Below are 18866 nucleotides of genomic sequence, written 5' to 3' on the forward strand. Positions count from 1 at the left end.
ACTCAGTCAGCGTACATAAAGTTGAGTCTATTCCACTCAAGGCAGTTCTCGGGAGGACTCGGGAGGACTTGCGGGGACTCGGGGGGCTAACGTCCCGGCATGACCTCCTACGCCCAGGATCCGGGTGCCCCGGACCCGTCGTACCTCAGCTTCTGGCGGGAACGGCATCTGTGCACGCTGACCACCCCACGCCCGGACGGGACCCCGCACGTGGTCCCCGTCGGGGTGACATACGACCCGGAGGCCCGGCTCGCTCGGGTCATCGCGAGCCGGACCAGCGCGAAGGTGCGGCATGTGCTGGCGGCCGGCGAGGAGGGGGCGGCGGTGGCGGTGTGCCAGGTGGCGGGGCCCCGGTGGGCGACGCTGGAGGGAAGGGCGCGGGTCAGCACCGACCCGGAGCGGATCGCGGAGGCGGTGCGGCGCTACGCCGAGCGCTATGAGCGGACCCCGGCACCGAACCCGCTGCGGGTGGTCGTCGAGATCTCACTGACGGGCGCGATGGGCCGTTTTTGAGCCACAGGCCGGTCCTTCGAGCCACGGACCGATCGTCCGATACCCGGAAATGTCGCCCACAACACAGCGGCGTCACCGTGTTCAGGTCACGGTGACGCCGCTGCGGGGGGAAGCACCTGAGCGATCTGTTACGACGGGGGAATCGCGTCAGGCACTGCGGGGGGTGGCTGAGATGGTCCGCGGGGTGGGGGTTTCCGGTTCCACCAGCCGATGGTCTCGTTGGTCCAGGTTCACAAAGATCATTCCGTACCGAATGGCACACCGAACGGGCTGCGGCGCCCCCCGAGGCCGCCGCAGACACCGGTACGCCCGCACGTCCTCGTCCTCGTCGCGGGTGACGACCACCGGTTCGCCGAAGACGGTCACCATCAACGAGTCACCGGGGTGGGGGATCGCGGTGACGAGGTCGATGAAGTGCCAGCCGGAGCGGTAGGCGGTGGCCATCTCCCTGCGGAAGGAGCGGTCGTCGGGTGGAGTAGTCATGTCAGTCCCAGACCGTGTCCGCCGGGAATGCCTGCGTCTCGTCACCGGCGACCACGGTTTGCGCGGTCTTGGTGCCACCCACTCCATGAACGTCGCTCTTCGCGCCGGAAAGGCCGGCGACGGCGCCGAGAGCCACAACGGCGGAGAAGGCGGCGACAAGCACCGAGCGAAGCATTCTGTTACGCATAGTCGGCTTCGTCCTCACTTGAAGGTCCCCTTTTCCCCCGTCGAGTAAGACGATGGCTCATTCGGGCACGTCATGGCCACACGAACGGTGCATCATGTTCCTGCATGTTCAGGACCCTGGGGGGTGGAAATTTGGTATCGAATGGGACTAAGGCGACACATCCCCATGCGGTGACCGAGTTGTGTGAGGACGGAAGCCGTCTTTACGCCAACGCTCTGCGGACAGGCCGCGTCTCGCGGGCGGACGTGGAGTCGGTGCCCTGTCTGCTGGAGTTCGCTCTTCTGCACCCCGACCCGGACGACGCGAACTGGATGCTTCCGGTTCCCCCGTCGGTCGCGCTCGCCCAGCGGCTCAACCCGCTGGAGCACGAGATCACCGAGCGCAGACGGATGTCGATCGAGCTGGCCGACGCCTTCGAGCCGTTCATGACACTGAGCGCCCAGCAGGTGGCACCGGCGCACTCCATCACGGTCCTGGAGGGGCTCGACCGGATCAACACGGCGCTCGACCTCGCGACCTCCCAGTGCCAGTCGGAGGTGCTCACCGTCCAGCCGAGCCGGGGCCAGCGTCCCGAGAACCGGCTGATCGAGGGGCTGGAGCGGGACCGGACCCTCATCGAACGGGGCGTCCGGATCCGGACCCTCTACCAGCACGTCGCCCGGTACAGCCCCGAGCGGCTGGCCTACATGGAGCAGTTCGCCGACGGCAAGGTGGAGTACCGCACCATCGACGAGCTGGTGGAGCGGCTCATCATCTGCGACGAGACCGTGGCCTTCATCCCGGTCCGGGACGACCGGCAGGTGGCCCTGGAACTGCGGCACCCGGGCCTGGTCGGCTACCTGGTCAAGGTCTTCGAGTTCATGTGGAGCCGGGCGGTCCCGCTGAGCGCCGGCGCCCCCTACGAGACCGCGCCGGACGGCATCACGGACATCCAGCACTCCATCGCCAAGCTTCTCGTCGAGGGACATGTGGACGAGGCGATCGCACGGCGCCTGGGCATGAACGTGCGCACCTGCCGGGCCCACATCGCCAAGCTCGCGACCGCCCTCGGCAGCGGCAGCCGCGCCCAGCTCGGCTTCCTCATCGCCCAGTCGGGCATCCTCGACCAGGGCCACACGGCGGCGCAGGGGGACGGCCGTCCGTGACCGCGGCCCACCCGCACGGCCCACGCCTCGGCGACCCGCGGCACCCGAGACGCCGTGAGGAGCGGCCACCGAAGGCGTCCGCCTCGCACGCCGGCGAGGCGGCGGACCGGCCCCTGACAGCAGCTTCCGACCCCCCGGACGCTACGACCGCTCCGAGCACCGCAGCCACGGCCACGGCCGCTCGGAACGCCCCGTTCGCCACGGCCGCTCCCAGCATCCCTGGCGCTACGGCCGCGTCGAGCACCCCAGCCGGCGCCACGACCGCTTGGAGCACCCCGAACGCCACGCCCGCTCCGAACACCCCGGCCACCCCGACCGCTCCGCACGCCTCAGGAGAGATGGCGAGCACCCGGTGCCACGCGCCCCGCAGCCTCGCCCGTCACCCACGCCTCCGCGAGAGCCGCGTCCGCCTCGGTCACCCCAACGGACCGTCCCGCGTCCCCGAACAGGAAGGAACCGCACGATGAGCCCGCCGCACCCCGAGCACGGCGTGGAGGACCTGTGCGCGGTGGGGACGGAGCTGTACACGCGTGCCCTGCGCGAGGGGTACGTCCTCGGGGACGACGCCCAGGACGCGCCCTGTCTCCTCGACTTCGGGCTGCTGCACCCCGCCGTCACGGACCCGGGCCGGCTGGAGCCGGTCGCCCCGGCCGTCGCCCTGCACCGCCTGCTGCGGATCGCGGAGCAGCGCGTCGCGGACGAACGGCGGCGTGAGGCCCGGCTGGCCGAGACCTTCGAGCCGCTGATGCGGATCGAAAGCGGTGGCACGGGCGCCGCCGACCCCTCGATGATCGACGTGCTCAGCGGGACCGACCTCATCAGCCGGGTCATCGGACAGGCCATGAGCGACAGCTCCGAACTGCTGTCGATCCAGCCCAACACCAGCGACAGACACACCCAGCCGCCGCCGTTGCATGTCGAGGCCCTCGACCGCGACCAGGCCCTGCTGGACCGGGGTGGCCGGATCCGCACTCTCTACCAGCACACCCTGCGCCACGCCCCCAGCATCCAGGCCCGCTACGAGCGCCTGCGCGGCGACGTCGAGGCCCGCACCCTGGACGAGGTGACGGAGCGTCTGATCATCGTGGACCGGACCGTGGCCTTCGTCCCGGCCAACAAGGACCGCACGCTGGCCCTGGAGGTCCGGCACCCCGCGCTGGTGTCCTTCTTCGTCACCGCCTTCGACCGGCTGTGGCGCCTCGCCACGCCCATGCATCCGCAGGCCGTGCAGCAGCCCACCCTGAACGGCGTCACGCCCCGCCAGCGCGCCATCGCCGCCCTCCTCGTCGAGGGCCACACAGACGCCGTCATCGCCGACCGGCTCGGCATGAACATCCGCACCGCACGCGTCCACATTGCCAAGCTCGCGACGACCCTGGGCAGCGAGAGCCGCGCCCAACTCGGCTACCTCATCGGGCAGTCCGGGATCCTCGGACAGGAGGAGACGGGCGAGTGACCGCTGCGGCCGCTCATCCGGCAAACGACCCGTACGACCCTCACAACCCTCACCACCCGCACGACCCCCAGGACCCGTGCCCGCGAGCCATCGAGCTCTACGAACGCGCCCTGCGCGAGGGCGGGATCGGCAGGCGGGAGGTCTCCTCCCTCCCGTGCCTCATCGAGAGCGGCTTGCTCGAGCCCGCGCGGCAGGACCCCGCCCGCCTGGCCCCCGTACCCCCCGCCCTCGCCCTCCACCGCCTCCTCCGCGCCGCCGGCGAGCGTGTGCTCGAGCAGCGACAGCACAGCGCCCGCCTGGCCGAGGCCTTCGCCCCGTTGACGCGGATCGGCGGACGGAGCGTGGCGGAGGCCGGCCGGAGCCCGGCGATCAGGGTCGTCAGCGGGACCGGACGGATCAACGAGGCCATCACCGGGGCGATGGCCGGCGCCGTGAGCGAACTCCTGTGCGTGCAGCCCAATCTGCACTACAGCGACAGCCGGGGCGCCGCCGCCCAGGCCGTGGCGATGGACCGCGACCAGGCCCTGCTGGACCGGGGTGGCCGGATCCGCACCCTCTACCAGCACACCCAGCGGCAGATGCCGCTCGTCCTCGCCCGCTACGAGCGGCTGCGCGGTGACGCCGAGGCGCGCTCCCTGGACGAGGTCACCGACCGGCTCATCGTCGTCGACCGGGACGTGGCGTTCGTCCCCGCCGGTGCGGACGGCGCGGTGGCGCTGGAGATCCGGCATCCGGCGCTGGTGGAGTTCCTGGCCGCCACGTTCGACCGGCTGTGGTGGCAGGCCACGCCCCTGTACCCGCAGGCCGTGCACCGGCCCAGCCTGAACGGTGTCACGCCCCGTCAGCGCACCATCGCCGGGCTGCTGGTGGAGGGGCACACCGACGCCGTCATCGCGGACCGGCTCGGCATGAACATCCGTACCGCACGCGTCCACATCGCCAAGCTCGCGGCGACCCTGGGCAGCGGGAGCCGGGCCCAGCTCGGCTACCTCATCGGACGGTCCGGGATCCTTGATCGGGAAGCGTGAGCGGGGCGACGGAGGCCGGGCCGTCCAGGCCCACCTGCGCTATCCGCACCCCCAGCTGCGTACGGCTGGCCGCCCCCAGCGTCTCCGACAGGCGCGCGATGTGGGCCCGGCAGGTGCGCACGCTTATGCCGAGCCGTTCCGCGATCACCGCGTCCTGGTGGCCCTCCGCGAGCAGCGCCGCGATGGACTGCTCGCGGTGGGAGATGCCCTCGATGCCGGTGTCCGGGAGCGGGGCGGTCAGCGGGATCGCGAGGCGCCACAGCCGCTCGAAGACGGTCACCAGGTACTCGACCAGCGCGGGGTGCCGTAGCTCCAGGGCGAGGGTGCGGTCGGCGTTGGCGGGGATGAAGGCGACCGTGCGGTCGAAGAGGATCAGCCGGTCGATGACCTCGTCGAGGGTGCGGGCCTGGACCGAACCGCCCATCAGCTCCAGGTAGTTCAGCAGGCCCTGGCCGTGCCGGGCGACGTGCGTGTACAGGTCGCGCATCCGTACGCCCCGGCCGCGCAGCGCCAGCGCCCGGTGCAGGCCCTCGGTGAGCTCGTGCTCGGGGCGGATGCCGCCGGGCTGGACGGTGAGGACCTCCTTCGTGCAGGCCTCGGTCGCCTCGTCCATCGCGGCCTGGATGCGGGAGAGCCCGTCGAGGACGCGGATCGCGGTCCCCTCCCCCGCGGCGCCCGCGACGACGCTGGGCGCCAGGCCCGCGTACCGCTCGACGGCGGCGACCGCGGCGCCGACCCGTCGCTGGCTCGCGCTGACCTCGTCGTGGACCTCGCGCAGCAGCCGGGTCATGACCTCCTGCGGGGCGGTCGGCACCAGCCAGTCCATGTCGTCGGGGTCCGGGTGCAGCAGGGCCAGTTCCAGCAGACAGGGCACCGGTTCGGCGTCGGCGCGGGGTACCCGGCCGCGTCGTACGGCACGGGAGTACACCCGGTCCGCGGCCTCGCACAGCCGGTCAGCGCCGTGTGGATGGTCGTCCGCCCCGTAGCCGGTCATTGCCCATCCCACCCCCGGTTCCAGCGTCTACCGCCCTCTTGTCCTTTTTCCCCATCGGGGCCTCGAAGCCCCCTCGGCTCCGCAACTATGCGCGGCCCGGACCCGCTCCGCAACACGGCTCCGAGCGCCACAGGCGGGGAAAAGGGCTGGTATGCCCCGCTACTTCCAGGGCTCCGCCGACCCGGTTGCAGGAAGCTGCTCCCTCGCCGCGTCGGCCCCCACCCCGCGCGGAACAACTCCCTCCGTGCGTCAACGTGCGGAAATCGCACGGTGATCAGTTCGTTACGAGCCGCACTTAACGTCAGGTCATGGCGGACATATTTGACGCGTACGCGTTGGCCGACGCGTGGGACGAGATGTTCGAGCGGCCGGGTGAGGTCAGGACCGCCTACGAGCCGGTACTGGCGGCGCTTCAGCCGATCGAACCGAGTGAACTCAGGTTCCGGGCCGACCAGATGGCCCGGGCGTTCACCGACAGGGGCGTGACCTACGCCTTCGCGGGCGAGGAGCGGCCCTGGCCGCTGGACCTCGTGCCCAGGATCCTCGACGCCCTGGAATGGGATCTCATACAACGCGGGGTGAGCCAACGGGTCAGAGCCCTGGAGGCCTACCTCGCCGACGCCTACGGGCACGCCCGCGCCTTCGAGGACGGGGTCGTGCCCTGGCGGCTGCTGCTGAGCTCCCCGCACTTCCACCGCGCCGCCCACGGGATCGAACCGGTCAACCAGGTGCGCATCCATGTCGCCGGCATCGACCTGGTCCGGGACGAGCAGGGCGACTTCCGGGTCCTGGAGGACAACGTCCGGGTGCCCAGCGGGGTCTCGTACGTCATCGAGAACCGGCGGGCGATGACCCGGGTCTTCCCGTCCCTGTTCGCCGAGCAGCACGTGCTGCCCGTCGACGGTTACGCGCAGAAGCTGCTCGCCGCCCTGCGCGCGGCCGCTCCCGACGGGGTCCAGGACCCCCGGGTGGTGGTCCTGACCCCGGGGCCCAACAACGCCGCCTACTTCGAACACGCGCTGCTCGCACGGCTGATGGGCGTGCAGCTGGTCGAGGGCCACGACCTGGTGTGCCGGGGCAACCGGGTGTGGATGCGCACGACCCGCGGCGAGGTGCCGGTGCACGTCGTATACCGGCGCCTGGACGACGACTTCCTCGACCCGCTGCACTTCCGCCCGGACTCGGTGATCGGCTGCCCGGGCATCCTCGGCGCGGCCATGGCGGGCCATGTCACCCTCGCCAACGCGGTCGGCAACGGCATCGCGGACGACAAGCTGCTCTACACGTACGTCCCGGACCTGATCCGCTACTACCTCTCCGAGGAACCGATTCTGCCCAACGTGGAGTCGTTCCGCCCGGACGAGCCCGGGCAGTTGGAGGCCGTCCTCGACCAGATCGACCAGCTGGTGGTGAAGCCGGTCGACGGGGCCGGCGGGCAGGGCATCGTGATCGGTCCCAAGGCGGACCGCGAGACCCTGGAGAGAACCCGGGAGGCGGTCCGGCAGGACCCCCGCGGCTTCATCGCCCAGCGCCCGGTCGCCCTGTCCACCTCCCCCACCCTCGCGGGTGAACGCATGGCGCCCCGCCACATCGACCTGCGCCCCTTCGCCGTCAACGACGGCAACGACATCTGGGTCCTGCCCGGCGGCCTGACCCGGGTCGCCCTCCAGGAGGGCAACCTGATCGTCAACTCCAGCCAGGGCGGCGGCTCCAAGGACACCTGGGTGCTCGCCGAGGGCCCCGCAGAGCCGCCGCCGCCCGCGCCCGGCACCGCCCCCCTCGACATCGCGCCGCGCCAGCACGGTCCCGACGGCTCCCCCACCGTCGTACAGGAAGGGGCACAGCAGTGAACGACGTGATCCTCTCCCGGATAGCCGAGGCCCTCATCTGGACCGGCCGCTACGTCGAGCGGGCGGACGCCACCGGGCGGATCCTCGACGCCTACCTCCACCGGATGCTGGAGGACCCCTGGCGCGACGAGGACGCGGCCTGCCGGTCGCTGTACGCGATCCTCGGCATGGACGCCGGCGGCCAGCCCTGCGACATGCAGCGGGTGCTGGACCAGCTGGCCTTCGACGCCCGCTCGACGGCGTCCATCGAGGGCGCGCTCGGTGCCGCCCGACTGAACGCCCGCAGCGCCCGTGAGGCCGTCTCCTCCGAGATGTGGGAGTGCCTCAACTCGACCTGGCACGCGCTCGCCGACCAGCGGCTCGCGGCCCGCCGTACCGGCCCCTACGGCTATCTGGAACTCGTACGGCGGCGCGCGGCCCTCTTCTTCGGGCTCGCCGACTCCACCATGAGCCGTGACGACAGCTGGCGTTTCGTGGTGCTCGGCCGGAGCCTGGAGCGGGTGGACATGACCGTACGCCTGCTGTCGGTCCGCGTGCTCGACGCGGCCCACGCGCCCGACTGGCCGACCCTGCTGAGCGCTTCGGGCGCCGACGAGGCGTACGCGCGCGTGTACGGCGGCTTCGGCGACACCCCGCGGGTGGCCGAATTCCTGCTCCTGGACCGGGACTTCCCGCGCTCCGCGCTGCACGCTCTGACGACGGCGGAGGAGTGCCTGACCGCGCTCGGCCGCCCCCGTCAGGACCCCGCGCGCCGCCCGATCGGCGGGATGCGCACCCGGCTCGAATATCTCGACCTGCACGCGCTGGAGGAGCAACTCCCCTCGCTGCTCAGGGACTTGCAGACCGCGTGCATGGCCTCCGCGGAGGCGGTGGCGGAGCGGTTCTTCCCGTACCAGGGGCCCGTCGAGTGGGCCCAGGAAGGAGCCGGACGATGACCCGCCTCCGGATCAAGCACACCACCGAGGTGGCGTACGCCCAGCCCGCCTCCTCCTCCCACAACGAGGTCCGCATGACCCCGCTGACCCTGCCCGCCCAGACCACCCTGGACGCCCGGGTCACGGTCAGCCCGACCACGCCGACCTGGTCGTACTGGGACTACTGGGGCACCCAGGTCACCGGCTTCGACCTGATGGACCCGCACGGCCGGCTCACCATCACGGCCACCAGCCTCGTCGAGACGATCCCGCCAGGACCGCTGCCGACCGCGCCCACCTGGGCCGAGGTGGCCGAACGCGTCGCGGCCTCCCGCCTGTTGGAGTTCGCCGGCCCGACGGGGCGTACGACGATCCCGGCGAAGCTGGCCAAGAAGGCCCGCAAGGCCGCGACGGGCCTGGACCCGCACGAAACGGCCCTCGCGGTGTCGACGCTGGTCGCCGACCGGGTGTCGTACCTGCCCGGCGCGACCAGCGTGAACACCTCCCCCGTGGAGGCCTGGGAGCAGGGCGCGGGCGTCTGCCAGGACATCACCCACCTGACCATCGCCCTGCTGCGGGCCGTCGGCCTGCCGGCCCGCTACGTCTCCGGCTACCTCCACCCGGAGCGCGAGGCCGAACTGCACCGGCCCGTCGCGGGGCAGAGCCACGCCTGGATCGAGTACTGGGCGGGCGAGTGGTGCGGCTACGACCCCACCAACGGGGTGCGCGCCGACGAGTCCCACGTGGTGGTGGCCAGGGGTCGCGACTACGACGACGTGACCCCGCACAAGGGGATCTACCGCGGGGTGCCGGGCGGGCCGCCGGAGGTGACGGTGGAGTTCACGAGGGTGGCCTGAAAAAGGTGACAGGGGCCGGAGGGGAGATCCTCCGGCCCCTGTCCGCGCTTCGGTTACGACAGACCCGCCGCCGCGCAGGCGCTCTTGTACTCCGAGGTGCAGATGTCCTTGACGGAGTAGATGCCGTCCTTGACGACCGTGCTCTTGATGTTGTCCTTCGTCAGCGCGACGACCTGGACGAGCTGGGCCGGAATGTCCTTGTTGGTCGGGCTGTCGACGCTGTCCGTGGCGAGGGCGTCGAACTGGATGTCCTTGCCCTGGATCTTGGTCACGGCCATCTCGGCGGCGGCCTCGGCCTCGTCCGGGTACGGCTTGTAGACGCTCATGTACTGCTCGCCGGAGACGATCCGCTGCACCGCGGACAGCTCCGCGTCCTGGCCGGTGATCGGCGGGAGCTTCGTCATGCCCGCGCTCTCCATCGCCTGGATGGCGGCGCCGGCCATGGCGTCGTTGGCGGAGTACACGGCCTTGATGTTGCCCTTGCCGATCGCGTTGATCGCCTCGGCCATGTTCTTCTGCGCGATCTCCGGCTTCCAGCCGTCGACGTCGTACGTCTCGGCGATCGTCACCTTGCCGTTGAGCTCGGACATCGCCCCCGCCTTGAACTGCCCGGCGTTCGGGTCGGAGGGCGAGCCGTTGATCATGACGATCTTGTCGGAGCTGTCGATACCGGAACCGAGCGCCTCGATGAGGGAGCGGCCCTGCACCTCGCCGACGAGTTCGTTGTCGAAGGAGACGTACCCGTCGATCGGGCCCTCGGCGAGCCGGTCGTAGGCGATGACCGGGATGCCCGCGTCCTTGGCCTTCTGCACCATGCCCGCGATGGCGTGCGAGTCGACCGCGTCCAGCAGGATGACGTCGACCTTCTCGTCGATCATCTCCTGCATCTGCGAGGCCTGCTTCTTGGCGTTGGCCTCGCCGTTGGCGTAGACCGTCTTGCCCTTCTTGTCCGTGAGCTCCGCGACCTTCTTCTTGATGATCGGGTAGTCGAACTCCTCGTAACGGGTGTTCGTCTTCTCCGGCATCAGCACACCGACGGTGACGTCGTCGCCCTTGGTGGGGCTCGCCTCGCTCCCGCTCGCGGCGCCGAGCGCCCCGCAGGCGGCCAGCGAGAAGGACATCGTGGACGCTGCCACGGCTATGGCGATACGACGACGCATGGGGCTGCTCACTTCTGATGCTCTCCGGACGCGGGCGCGGCATTGCGGCCCATGTGTCTGAAAAGCCAACGCGGGGCCGACCACCGGCGTCAAGCGGAATCACTTAACGAGTGCGCAACGCCACTCTCCGCCGACGGTGTGAAGACTTGGCGCGAACACTAGTACAACCAACTTCACACCTCAGGTGTCGTGATCACAGCAGCCCCACAACTGCTGTTCCACGTCCGACCAGAGGATCGAATGAAGTCAGCCAGCCGTACGACCGCCACGGCGCTCGTCCTAGCCGCCGCCGGCACCCTCACCACCCTGGCAGCGGCGGCCCCCGCCTCGGCAGCCGTGTCGTGCACCTCCCCGGTGTTCCAGCGCCAGTTCTACGCGAACACGTCCTTCTCCGGCACCCCGAAGAAAACGGACTGCGACGACGCGATCGACCAGTCCTGGAGCGGTGCCCCGGTCTCCGGGCTGCCGAAGGACAATTTCGGCGTTCGCTGGAGTGTGACCCGCGACTTCGGCTCCGGCGGGCCGTTCACCCTCAACGCCGCCGGTCTCGACGGAATGCGGGTGTACGTCGACGGGGTCCGGAAGATCGACCTCTGGAAGAACGTCTCGACGACGGTCAAGAAGACCGCCAACGTCACCATCCCCGCCGGCAAGCACACCCTGCGCGTCGACTACGCGAACTGGACCGGCACCGCCAAGGTCAAAGTCACCTACACCCCCCGCACCACCGCCGACGTCGACAAGGTCAAACCCCTCACACCGACCGGCACTTCGGTGACGTACGACAAGGCCACCCGCAAGACCAAGGTCACCTGGGCGAGGAACAAGGAGATGGACCTCGCCGGGTACAAGGTCTACCGACGGCTGAAGGGGGCCTCGTTCCCGGCCGCGCCGCTCGCCACGACCACCGGCACCTCGTACACCGACAGCACGCCGCCCACCGGCGCCACCTACTACTTCGAGGTCCGCGCCCACGACAAGGCCGGCAACACCTCGGGCGGGACCGCCGACCAGCCCGTCACCACCGTGGACACGACTCCGCCCGCGGCGCCCTTCCTCGAGATGGACGCGTGCCCGGACGACCAGCCGTTCGCGGGCCCGGAGCTCGTCACCACCGCGGAGAACGCGGCCGACATCGCCATGTACGAACTCCAGCGGCTCAACCAGGCCACCAACTCCTGGGTGACCGTCTACACCGGCACCAAGGGCGCGACCTGCGACACGGGGCAGCCCGCCGACGGCAGCAAGGTCACCTACCGGGGCCGTGCCCGGGACGCCGTCGGGAACTGGTCCGCGTACTCGGCGGCCACCACCTTCACCACGTTCGACATGACCCCGCCGGCGACCGCCGCCGACGCCCGGGTCGAGTACCGCGCCGGCGTCCCGCACCTGGTGTGGTCCGCCGTCGAGGGGGCCGCGCGGTACGAACTCCTCCAGTACGACCCGGCGACGGGTGGCTGGCGCGACGCGCTGCCCGGTACGGCCGGCACCACCACGCAGACCGACGTCGTGCCGCGCCAGCTCCTCGCCGCCGCCGACTCCTACCGGTACGCGGTCCGCACCCAGGACACCAAGGGCAACGCCTCCGCGCCGGTGGAAATCGCCCTGCGCATGGCGGACCGGCCGGAGGCGATCGCCCCGTACGAGACCACCGCGACCCGCTCCGCCAAGGGCGTGCACGTCTCCTGGGCGAGCGCCGACCCGTGGACCCATGACAGCGCCCCGCTGCTCACCTACCGAATCGAACGGACCGACCCGGTGACCGGCGAGACGGCCGTCGTGACCACATGCGGGACCGACGGCACGGACCCGTCGGTGAGCTGGTGGTGGGCGGGCGAGGACGCCCCGTCCTACGCGGGGCGCCAGGTGCTGCACGGCAGCTGCGAGGACGTCTCCGGCGCCTCCGAGACGACGTACGAGTACCGGGTCGTGACCGTCGACCCTCACGGCCACGCCTCGCAGCCCGGGCCGGCGGCCACCGCGACCACCCCGGACACCAAGCGCCCGGACCCGGTCCGGGACCTGACCGCCGAACAGGTCCCGCTCGGCGTACGGCTGTCCTGGACCCCGCCCGCCGACGACGACGTGTTCATGTACTACGTGTGGCAGGGCACCACCGACCCGGAGACCGGCGAGACCGTCTGGAAGCGGAACTGCTGGAAGGGGCAGGCGCTCGCCGAGACCGAGATCCTCTGCCCGACCGTGCCGGACGGCGCGGCCCACGTCTACCGGGTCGCCGCCGTGGACGTCCTCTGGGACGAGGGGCCGGACTTCTGGCACACCGCCGACATCACGGTCACCCTGCCCGACACCCGGCCGCCGGGCTGGACGGGCACGGAGGTCCGTGAGGACAACTACCCCGAGCTGTACGTCGGCTGCTCCGAGAGCTCCGGCCTCGGCGACTGCTCCCGGTTCACGCACTACCGCGTCGAGCGCTGGGACCCGGCGGCCAACGCCTACGCCACCCTGACCGAGGGAGCCACCGGCGGTCCCACGTCGTACATGGACACCACGGTCCACGACGACCTGCTGGGCCTGTACTACTACCGCGTGGTCCTCCTGGACTCCGCGGGCACCGAGACGGTGGCCAGGTCGGCGGCGTACGGCATCTGGGAGTACTGACCGCGAGCCGACGGGGTGACCCCCGACGACGAGAAGGGGCCCGGAGAGATCTCCGGGCCCCTTCTCGCATCAGTCCGTCTGGTTCTGCATGAAGACCTAGTCCCTGGCCTTCTTCGGCCGCCACACCACCAGCGCGCTGGTCTGCTGGACCTCCTGATACGGCACCAGGTCGCGGCGGTACGACGCGTGCACCGCGGCCTCCCGCTGCTGCATCGCCGCGGCGGCGCCCTCGACGGCGGCCTGGAGTTCGGCCACCCGCTGCTGGAGCGCCACGACCTGGTTCTCCAGCTCGATGATGCGCTTGATGCCGGCGAGGTTGATGCCCTCGTCCTGCGACAGCGCCTGTACCTGGCGGAGCAGTTCGATGTCGCGGGCCGAGTAGCGGCGGCCCCGCCCGGCCGTGCGGTCCGGGGAGACCAGGCCGAGGCGGTCGTACTGACGGAGGGTCTGCGGGTGCAGGCCGGAGAGCTGGGCCGCCACCGAGATGACGTAGACCGGGGTTTCCTCGGTCAGTTCATACGGATTGCGTCGACGACCGTCCATCTCGAATCATGCTCCCTTCGCGGCCTGGAACAGCTCCGCCCGTGGGTCCTCCCCCACGGTCGCCTCGCGATACGCCTCCAGCGCGTCACGAGCCTTCCCCGACAGCTCGGTCGGGACACTCACCTCGACGGTGACCAGCAGATCGCCCCGGGTGCCGTCCTTGCGGACCGCGCCCTTGCCCCGCGCCCGCATGGTGCGGCCGTTGGGGGTGCCCGGCGGCAGCTTCAGGGTCACCGAAGGACCGCCCAGCGTCGGCACCCGCACCTCGCCGCCGAGCGCCGCCTCCGTGAAGGTCACCGGAACCGTCACCGTGAGGTTGTCGCCCTTGCGGCCGAAGACGGGGTGCGCGGCGACGTGCACGGTGACGTACAGGTCGCCCGCCGGGCCGCCGCGCTCACCGGGCGCGCCCTTGCCGCGCAGCCGGATCCGCTGGCTGTCCGACACCCCGGCCGGAATGCGGACCTGCATGGTCCGGGAGGACTTGGCCCGCCCGGAGCCCTTGCAGACCTCGCAGGGGTTCTCCGCCATCAGGCCCCGGCCCTTGCAGTCCGGGCAGGGGTCCGTCAGCGAGAAGCCGCCGCCGGAGCCCCGGGCCACCTGGCCGGTGCCGACGCAGGTCGGGCACACGCGCGGGTTGCCGTTGGCGTCGCCGGTGCCCGAACAGGCCTTGCAGGGGGCCTGCGAGGACATCCTGAGCGGGACGGTCGCCCCTTCGATCGCCTCGGTGAAGCTGAGGGTGACCTCGGTGTCGATGTCCTGCCCGCGCCGCGGCTGGACGCGCGTAGTCCCGGAGCTGCCCCGGTTGAACAGGCCGCCGAAGACGTCTCCGAGTCCGCCGCCGAAGCCGCCGGCTGCCTGGCCCCCGCCCTGGGCGCCGCCTCCGAAGAGGTCGCCCAGGTCGAAGTTGAAGGAGCCGCCCGCACCGCCCGGCCCCGGGCGGAAGCCGCCGTTGCCGAACAGGGTGCGGGCCTCGTCGTACTCCTTGCGCTTCTTGGGGTCGCCGAGGATGTCGTTGGCCTCGGAGATCTCCTTGAAGCGCTCCTCGGCCTTGGCGTTGCCCTTGTTGGCGTCCGGGTGGAACTCGCGTGCGAGCTTGCGGTACGCCTTCTTGATCTCGGCCTCGGTGGCGTCCTTGGGGACGCCGAGGACCTTGTAGTAGTCCTTCTCGATGAAGTCCTTGGTGCTCATCCCCGACGCCCCTCCTTTCGGTCACCGGCCACGGCTTCAGCCCTCTTCAGAGCTGTTGTCCTTCTCCTCGCCGGCCTCGGACTCGTCCTTGGCCGCCTGCGCGCCCGGCTGCGGTTCGGCGACCGCCACCCGCGCGGGGCGGATGGTGCGCTCGCCGATGCGATACCCCGGCTGGAGAATCGCCACGCACGTCGTCTCGGTGACGTCGGGCGCGTAACTGTGCATCAGGGCCTCGTGGATCGTCGGGTCGAAGGGCTCGCCCTCCTTGCCGAACTGCTGAAGACCCATCTTCGCCGCGACGGTCTCCAGCGACTCCGCGACGGACTTGAACCCGCCGAGCAGCTCACCGTGTTCCCGGGCGCGGCCGATGTCGTCGAGGGTGGGCAGGAGTTCGGTCAGGAGGTTCGCGACGGCGATCTCCTTGACCGTGATCCGGTCCCGCTCCACGCGGCGTCGGTAGTTCTGGAACTCGGCCTGGAGCCGCTGGAGGTCGGCGGTGCGCTCGTCGAGCGCCTTGCGCGACTGGTCCAGCTGGGCCGTCAGGCCTGCGATCTGGGCACTTGCGTCCCCGGCCGGGGCCGCCCCCGCCTCCGAGGAGGAGGCGGCGGCCTGCGGCTCGGCGTCGTCGGTGGCGCCGGAGGGGACGTCGGGCTTCTCGTCGAAGCCCGGGGTCTCCTCCGTCACGCGGCACCGTCCTTGCGCTCGTCGTCCACGATCTCGGCGTCCACGACGTCGTCGTCCGCCTTGGCCTGGGAGGCACCGGCGTCCTCGCCGCCGGCGGCCTGCGCGGCCTGGGCGTCGGCGTACATGGCCTGGCCGACCTTCTGGGAGACCGCGGCGACCTTCTCGGTCGCGGTGCGGATCTCGGCTGTGTTGTCGCCCTCGGCGGACTCGCCCTTGAGCGCGGCCTTCAGCTCCTCGACGGCGGCCTCGACCTCGGTCTTGACCTCGCCGGGAACCTTGTCCTCGTTGTCCTTGAGGAACTTCTCCGTCTGGTAGACGAGCTGCTCGCCCTGGTTGCGGGTCTCGGCGGCCTCGCGGCGGCGGTGGTCCTCGTCCGCGTACTGCTCGGCCTCCTGGCGCATCCGGTCGACCTCGTCCTTCGGCAGCGAGGAGCCGCCGGTGACGGTCATCTTCTGCTCCTTGCCCGTGCCCAGGTCCTTGGCGGTCACGTGCATGATGCCGTTGGCGTCGATGTCGAAGGACACCTCGATCTGCGGCACGCCACGGGGGGCCGGCGGCAGACCGGTCAGCTCGAACATCCCGAGCTTCTTGTTGTACGCCGCGATCTCGCGCTCACCCTGGTAGACCTGGATCTGCACGGAGGGCTGGTTGTCCTCGGCCGTGGTGAAGATCTCGGACCGCTTGGTCGGGATCGTGGTGTTGCGCTCGATGAGCTTGGTCATGATGCCGCCCTTGGTCTCGATGCCGAGGGACAGCGGGGTCACGTCGAGGAGCAGGACGTCCTTGACCTCACCCTTGAGGACACCGGCCTGGAGGGACGCGCCGATGGCGACGACCTCGTCCGGGTTGACGCCCTTGTTGGCGTCCTTGCCGCCGGTCAGCTCCTTGACGAGCTCGGCGACGGCGGGCATACGGGTGGAGCCACCGACGAGGACGACGTGGTCGATCTCGTTGATGGAGACGCCGGCGTCCTTCATGACGTTGAAGAACGGGGTCTTGCAGCGCTCCAGGAGGTCCGCGGTCAGCTGCTGGAACTGGGCGCGGGTGAGCTTCTCGTCCAGGTGCAGCGGGCCCTCGGCGGAGGCCGTGATGTAGGGCAGGTTGATCGAGGTCTCGGTGGAGGAGGACAGCTCGATCTTGGCCTTCTCGGCGGCCTCGCGGAGGCGCTGGAGGGCCATCTTGTCCTTGGCGAGGTCCACGCCGTGGCCGGACTTGAACTGCTGCACCAGGTAGTCGACGACACGCTGGTCCCAGTCGTCACCACCGAGGTGGTTGTCGCCGTTGGTGGCCTTCACCTCGACGACGCCGTCGCCGATCTCCAGGAGGGACACGTCGAAGGTGCCGCCACCGAGGTCGAAGACGAGGATCGTCTGGTCGTCCTTGTCGAGGCCGTAGGCGAGCGCGGCCGCGGTGGGCTCGTTGACGATGCGCAGGACGTTCAGGCCCGCGATCTCGCCGGCCTCCTTGGTCGCCTGGCGCTCGGAGTCGTTGAAGTACGCCGGGACGGTGATGACCGCGTCGGTCACCTTCTCGCCCAGGTAGGACTCGGCGTCCCGCTTGAGCTTCTGGAGGATGAACGCGGAGATCTGCTGCGGGTTGAAGGGCTTCCCGTCCAGCTCCATCTTCCAGTCGGTGCCCATGTGGCGCTTCACGGACCGGATGGTCCGGTCCACGTTGGTGACCGCCTGGCGCTTGGCCACCTCGCCGACGAGCACTTCGCCGTTCTTCGCGAAGGCGACGACGGACGGCGTGGTCCGGGCACCCTCGGCGTTGGTGATGACGGTGGGCTCGCCGCCTTCAAGAACGCTGACGACGGAGTTAGTCGTGCCCAGGTCGATGCCGACCGCACGTGCCATGGTGATTTCCTCCAGCTGACTTGAGTGGAACGGACTCAAGTGTGCATGACGTTGGCGGCTCGGTCAACAGACCTGAGTCACAGGGGCTCAACTCTTATCCGTTCCTTACACGCAACTGGGTCGTGACCTGCGGAGATGCGGGACGCGGGACCACACCGGACCGTGCGGCGGGCTTCACTCTCGGCCTCACCAACAGCAGTCCGACCACGAGGACCAGCGCCCCGCCGGCCACCCACAGCACCCCGCTCGCGGCGATCCACCCGAGGTGCACGAGGACCGCGACGAGTACCCCGCCGAAGGCCGTGACACCCAGGAGGACGGACGCGCCCTGCGGGGTGAGCCCCAGCCTGCGCAGCCGGTGGGCGAGATGGTCGGGTCCGGGACGCAGCAGCGAACGTCCGGACAGCCGCCGGGCGAGGACGACGAGGGCGATGTCGGCGGCCACCAGGGCGCTCAGCGCGAACAGCACCGCGGCACTGGATCCCAGGTCCTGTCCCGCGCGGGTCGTCACGGCCGCCGAGGCCAGCACGAACCCCGTGAACAGCGACCCGCAGGCGCCCAGTCCCGCGCGCGCGGGATGCCAGTTGTGCATCAGGAACCCGGTCAGCGCGGCGGCCAGCACGCTCAGCAGCACGGCGAGCCCGTCCATCACCTCGGCCGCCGCGCAGGCCGCCGCACCGAAGGCGGTGACCACGCCGACCGTCCCGGCGAGTCCGTCGGCGTGGTCGAGCGCCTTGAACCCGAGAGCGACGAACACGATCCAGCCGACGGCGAGGATCCCGGCGAGCACCCCCGTCTCCTCGTACGGCACCACACAGGCCGCCGCCACGGCCGTACCGCCGACGAGGAACCGCGCCTTGACACGCAGCACGTCGGCGACGAGGCCGAGAAGGGCGACACCGGCCCCGGCGACGAGGAGGCGCCCGGCCTCGGGGCCGAGCGGGGTGACCCCCTGCCGGTCGCCCACGGCCGCGACCACACAAGTGGCCGCCACCACCGCCGCCCCGCCGGACAGCGGCATGGGGCGCCGCCACCGCCGGTCGACGATCCCGAGGCGCAGGGCGGGCATCCGCAGCAGGCCGGTGAGCACGGCGGCGAGGAGCAGGGCGGACGAGGCGGCGAGGATCCCATAGAGCACGAGCCCAAATTAGCGCCGTATGCACCAATTCAGCACGAATAACACGATCGGGTTTTAAGGTAACCCTCAGCGATTCAGATCACCCGGCCCCCGGCTACAGTGCGGCGCAGGATGGGGGTAGTCTCAGACGGACTGCATAAGTTACCGCTTAGTAATGACGAGAGTGACAGTGCGGACGCGCATGCTCTTCACGATGACGAGCACGCTCTTCACGGAACTCTCGTAGACCCCTCGCAGGCCCGAGGAGC

General features: G+C 70.6%; 17 protein-coding genes. 8 read left to right on the forward strand and 9 right to left on the reverse strand.

The genetic code is table 11. The annotated features are described in order from the left end of the window. Nucleotides 1–99: 99 nt before the first annotated feature. Complete coding sequence (locus IF54_RS0118075; RefSeq protein ID WP_030319798.1) at nucleotides 100–513, forward strand: pyridoxamine 5'-phosphate oxidase family protein; 414 nt, start codon at nucleotides 100–102, stop codon at nucleotides 511–513. 147 nt (nucleotides 514–660) lie between these two features. Here IF54_RS0118075 and IF54_RS0118080 read toward each other — a convergent pair whose 3' ends face one another. Both IF54_RS0118080 and IF54_RS43020 read right to left on the reverse strand, forming a co-directional pair. Continuing rightward, the gene (locus tag IF54_RS0118080) at nucleotides 661–996 is read right to left on the reverse strand and encodes a hypothetical protein (RefSeq protein ID WP_028809089.1); all 336 of its coding nucleotides are present in this window, start codon (nucleotides 994–996) and stop codon (nucleotides 661–663) included. Between the two features lies 1 nt (nucleotide 997). Beyond that, nucleotides 998–1159 carry a hypothetical protein gene (locus tag IF54_RS43020; RefSeq protein WP_181412588.1) on the reverse strand — a complete coding sequence of 54 codons (162 nt, stop codon included), beginning with the start codon at nucleotides 1157–1159 and terminating at the stop codon, nucleotides 998–1000. A gap of 128 nt (nucleotides 1160–1287) precedes the next feature. On the opposite strand from IF54_RS43020, the gene IF54_RS0118090 reads away from it, so the two are divergent. From IF54_RS0118090 to IF54_RS0118100, 3 genes are all read left to right on the forward strand, one after another. After that, on the forward strand, nucleotides 1288–2328 hold the full coding sequence (locus tag IF54_RS0118090) for a helix-turn-helix transcriptional regulator (protein ID WP_234439002.1): 1041 nt from the start codon (nucleotides 1288–1290) through the stop codon (nucleotides 2326–2328). A gap of 463 nt (nucleotides 2329–2791) precedes the next feature. Beyond that, on the forward strand, nucleotides 2792–3784 hold the full coding sequence (locus IF54_RS0118095; RefSeq protein ID WP_030319801.1) for a helix-turn-helix transcriptional regulator: 993 nt from the start codon (nucleotides 2792–2794) through the stop codon (nucleotides 3782–3784). Beyond that, nucleotides 3781–4812 carry a response regulator transcription factor gene (locus IF54_RS0118100; RefSeq protein WP_030319803.1) on the forward strand — a complete coding sequence of 344 codons (1032 nt, stop codon included), beginning with the start codon at nucleotides 3781–3783 and terminating at the stop codon, nucleotides 4810–4812. The genes IF54_RS0118095 and IF54_RS0118100 overlap by 4 nt, the downstream gene beginning before the upstream one ends. Here the strand turns inward: IF54_RS0118100 and IF54_RS0118105 are convergent. After that, nucleotides 4775–5806, reverse strand: coding sequence for a helix-turn-helix transcriptional regulator (locus IF54_RS0118105; RefSeq protein ID WP_030319805.1), 1032 nt, complete (start codon nucleotides 5804–5806; stop codon nucleotides 4775–4777). The genes IF54_RS0118100 and IF54_RS0118105 overlap by 38 nt on opposite strands. 308 nt (nucleotides 5807–6114) lie before the next feature. Here IF54_RS0118105 and IF54_RS0118110 point away from each other — a divergent pair, with 308 nt between their 5' ends. The 3 genes from IF54_RS0118110 to IF54_RS0118120 are packed head-to-tail and all read left to right on the forward strand — an operon-like array spanning nucleotide 6115 to nucleotide 9427. Further along, the gene (locus tag IF54_RS0118110) at nucleotides 6115–7656 is read left to right on the forward strand and encodes a circularly permuted type 2 ATP-grasp protein (protein WP_030319809.1); all 1542 of its coding nucleotides are present in this window, start codon (nucleotides 6115–6117) and stop codon (nucleotides 7654–7656) included. After that, nucleotides 7653–8591, forward strand: a complete 939-nt coding sequence (locus IF54_RS0118115; protein ID WP_030319810.1) for an alpha-E domain-containing protein — start codon at nucleotides 7653–7655, stop codon at nucleotides 8589–8591. Before IF54_RS0118110 ends, IF54_RS0118115 begins: the two co-directional genes overlap by 4 nt. Then, on the forward strand, nucleotides 8588–9427 hold the full coding sequence (locus tag IF54_RS0118120) for a transglutaminase family protein (protein ID WP_030319811.1): 840 nt from the start codon (nucleotides 8588–8590) through the stop codon (nucleotides 9425–9427). The genes IF54_RS0118115 and IF54_RS0118120 overlap by 4 nt, the downstream gene beginning before the upstream one ends. 53 nt (nucleotides 9428–9480) lie before the next feature. Here the strand turns inward: IF54_RS0118120 and IF54_RS0118125 are convergent, their stop codons facing one another. After that, nucleotides 9481–10587, reverse strand: coding sequence for a sugar ABC transporter substrate-binding protein (locus tag IF54_RS0118125; RefSeq protein WP_030319812.1), 1107 nt, complete (start codon nucleotides 10585–10587; stop codon nucleotides 9481–9483). A 240-nt stretch (nucleotides 10588–10827) separates the two neighbouring features. Here IF54_RS0118125 and IF54_RS0118130 point away from each other — a divergent pair, with 240 nt between their 5' ends. Next, nucleotides 10828–13209, forward strand: a complete 2382-nt coding sequence (locus IF54_RS0118130) for a PA14 domain-containing protein (RefSeq protein ID WP_030319815.1) — start codon at nucleotides 10828–10830, stop codon at nucleotides 13207–13209. Nucleotides 13210–13305: 96 nt separating this feature from the next. On the opposite strand, the gene IF54_RS0118135 is transcribed toward IF54_RS0118130, so the two are convergent. The 5 genes from IF54_RS0118135 to IF54_RS0118155 form a co-directional block, all read right to left on the reverse strand. Further along, entirely contained in the window at nucleotides 13306–13752 is a 447-nt protein-coding gene (locus tag IF54_RS0118135) for a heat shock protein transcriptional repressor HspR (protein WP_020134409.1), read from the reverse strand. A gap of 6 nt (nucleotides 13753–13758) precedes the next feature. After that, nucleotides 13759–14940 carry a molecular chaperone DnaJ gene (gene dnaJ / locus IF54_RS0118140; RefSeq protein ID WP_030319817.1) on the reverse strand — a complete coding sequence of 394 codons (1182 nt, stop codon included), beginning with the start codon at nucleotides 14938–14940 and terminating at the stop codon, nucleotides 13759–13761. A 36-nt stretch (nucleotides 14941–14976) separates the two neighbouring features. After that, nucleotides 14977–15624, reverse strand: a complete 648-nt coding sequence (gene grpE, locus IF54_RS0118145) for a nucleotide exchange factor GrpE (protein ID WP_030319820.1) — start codon at nucleotides 15622–15624, stop codon at nucleotides 14977–14979. After that, nucleotides 15621–17480: a molecular chaperone DnaK gene (dnaK, locus tag IF54_RS0118150; protein WP_030319822.1), complete on the reverse strand. Its 1860-nt coding sequence runs from the start codon at nucleotides 17478–17480 to the stop codon at nucleotides 15621–15623. The genes grpE and dnaK overlap by 4 nt, the downstream gene beginning before the upstream one ends. A gap of 94 nt (nucleotides 17481–17574) precedes the next feature. After that, on the reverse strand, nucleotides 17575–18618 hold the full coding sequence (locus tag IF54_RS0118155) for an MraY family glycosyltransferase (RefSeq protein ID WP_030319824.1): 1044 nt from the start codon (nucleotides 18616–18618) through the stop codon (nucleotides 17575–17577). Nucleotides 18619–18866: the final 248 nt, after the last annotated feature.

It is taken from the genome of Streptomyces sp. NRRL B-3229 (genome assembly GCF_000719505.1).
GTDB lineage: Bacteria > Actinomycetota > Actinomycetes > Streptomycetales > Streptomycetaceae > Streptomyces > Streptomyces griseorubiginosus.

What these genes read in the sequence shown, in the direction of transcription:
- IF54_RS0118130 (WP_030319815.1), top strand. Translation starts at nt 10,828, where the DNA reads ATGAAGTCAGCCAGCCGTACGACCGCCACGGCGCTCGTCCTAGCCGCC.
- IF54_RS0118110 (WP_030319809.1), top strand. Translation starts at nt 6,115, where the DNA reads ATGGCGGACATATTTGACGCGTACGCGTTGGCCGACGCGTGGGACGAG.
- IF54_RS0118105 (WP_030319805.1), bottom strand. Translation starts at nt 5,806, where the DNA reads ATGACCGGCTACGGGGCGGACGACCATCCACACGGCGCTGACCGGCTG.
- IF54_RS0118135 (WP_020134409.1), bottom strand. Translation starts at nt 13,752, where the DNA reads ATGGACGGTCGTCGACGCAATCCGTATGAACTGACCGAGGAAACCCCG.
- dnaJ (WP_030319817.1), bottom strand. Translation starts at nt 14,940, where the DNA reads ATGAGCACCAAGGACTTCATCGAGAAGGACTACTACAAGGTCCTCGGC.
- IF54_RS0118090 (WP_234439002.1), top strand. Translation starts at nt 1,288, where the DNA reads ATGTTCAGGACCCTGGGGGGTGGAAATTTGGTATCGAATGGGACTAAG.
- IF54_RS0118125 (WP_030319812.1), bottom strand. Translation starts at nt 10,587, where the DNA reads ATGCGTCGTCGTATCGCCATAGCCGTGGCAGCGTCCACGATGTCCTTC.
- IF54_RS0118080 (WP_028809089.1), bottom strand. Translation starts at nt 996, where the DNA reads ATGACTACTCCACCCGACGACCGCTCCTTCCGCAGGGAGATGGCCACC.
- IF54_RS0118095 (WP_030319801.1), top strand. Translation starts at nt 2,792, where the DNA reads ATGAGCCCGCCGCACCCCGAGCACGGCGTGGAGGACCTGTGCGCGGTG.
- dnaK (WP_030319822.1), bottom strand. Translation starts at nt 17,480, where the DNA reads ATGGCACGTGCGGTCGGCATCGACCTGGGCACGACTAACTCCGTCGTC.
- IF54_RS0118075 (WP_030319798.1), top strand. Translation starts at nt 100, where the DNA reads ATGACCTCCTACGCCCAGGATCCGGGTGCCCCGGACCCGTCGTACCTC.
- IF54_RS0118120 (WP_030319811.1), top strand. Translation starts at nt 8,588, where the DNA reads ATGACCCGCCTCCGGATCAAGCACACCACCGAGGTGGCGTACGCCCAG.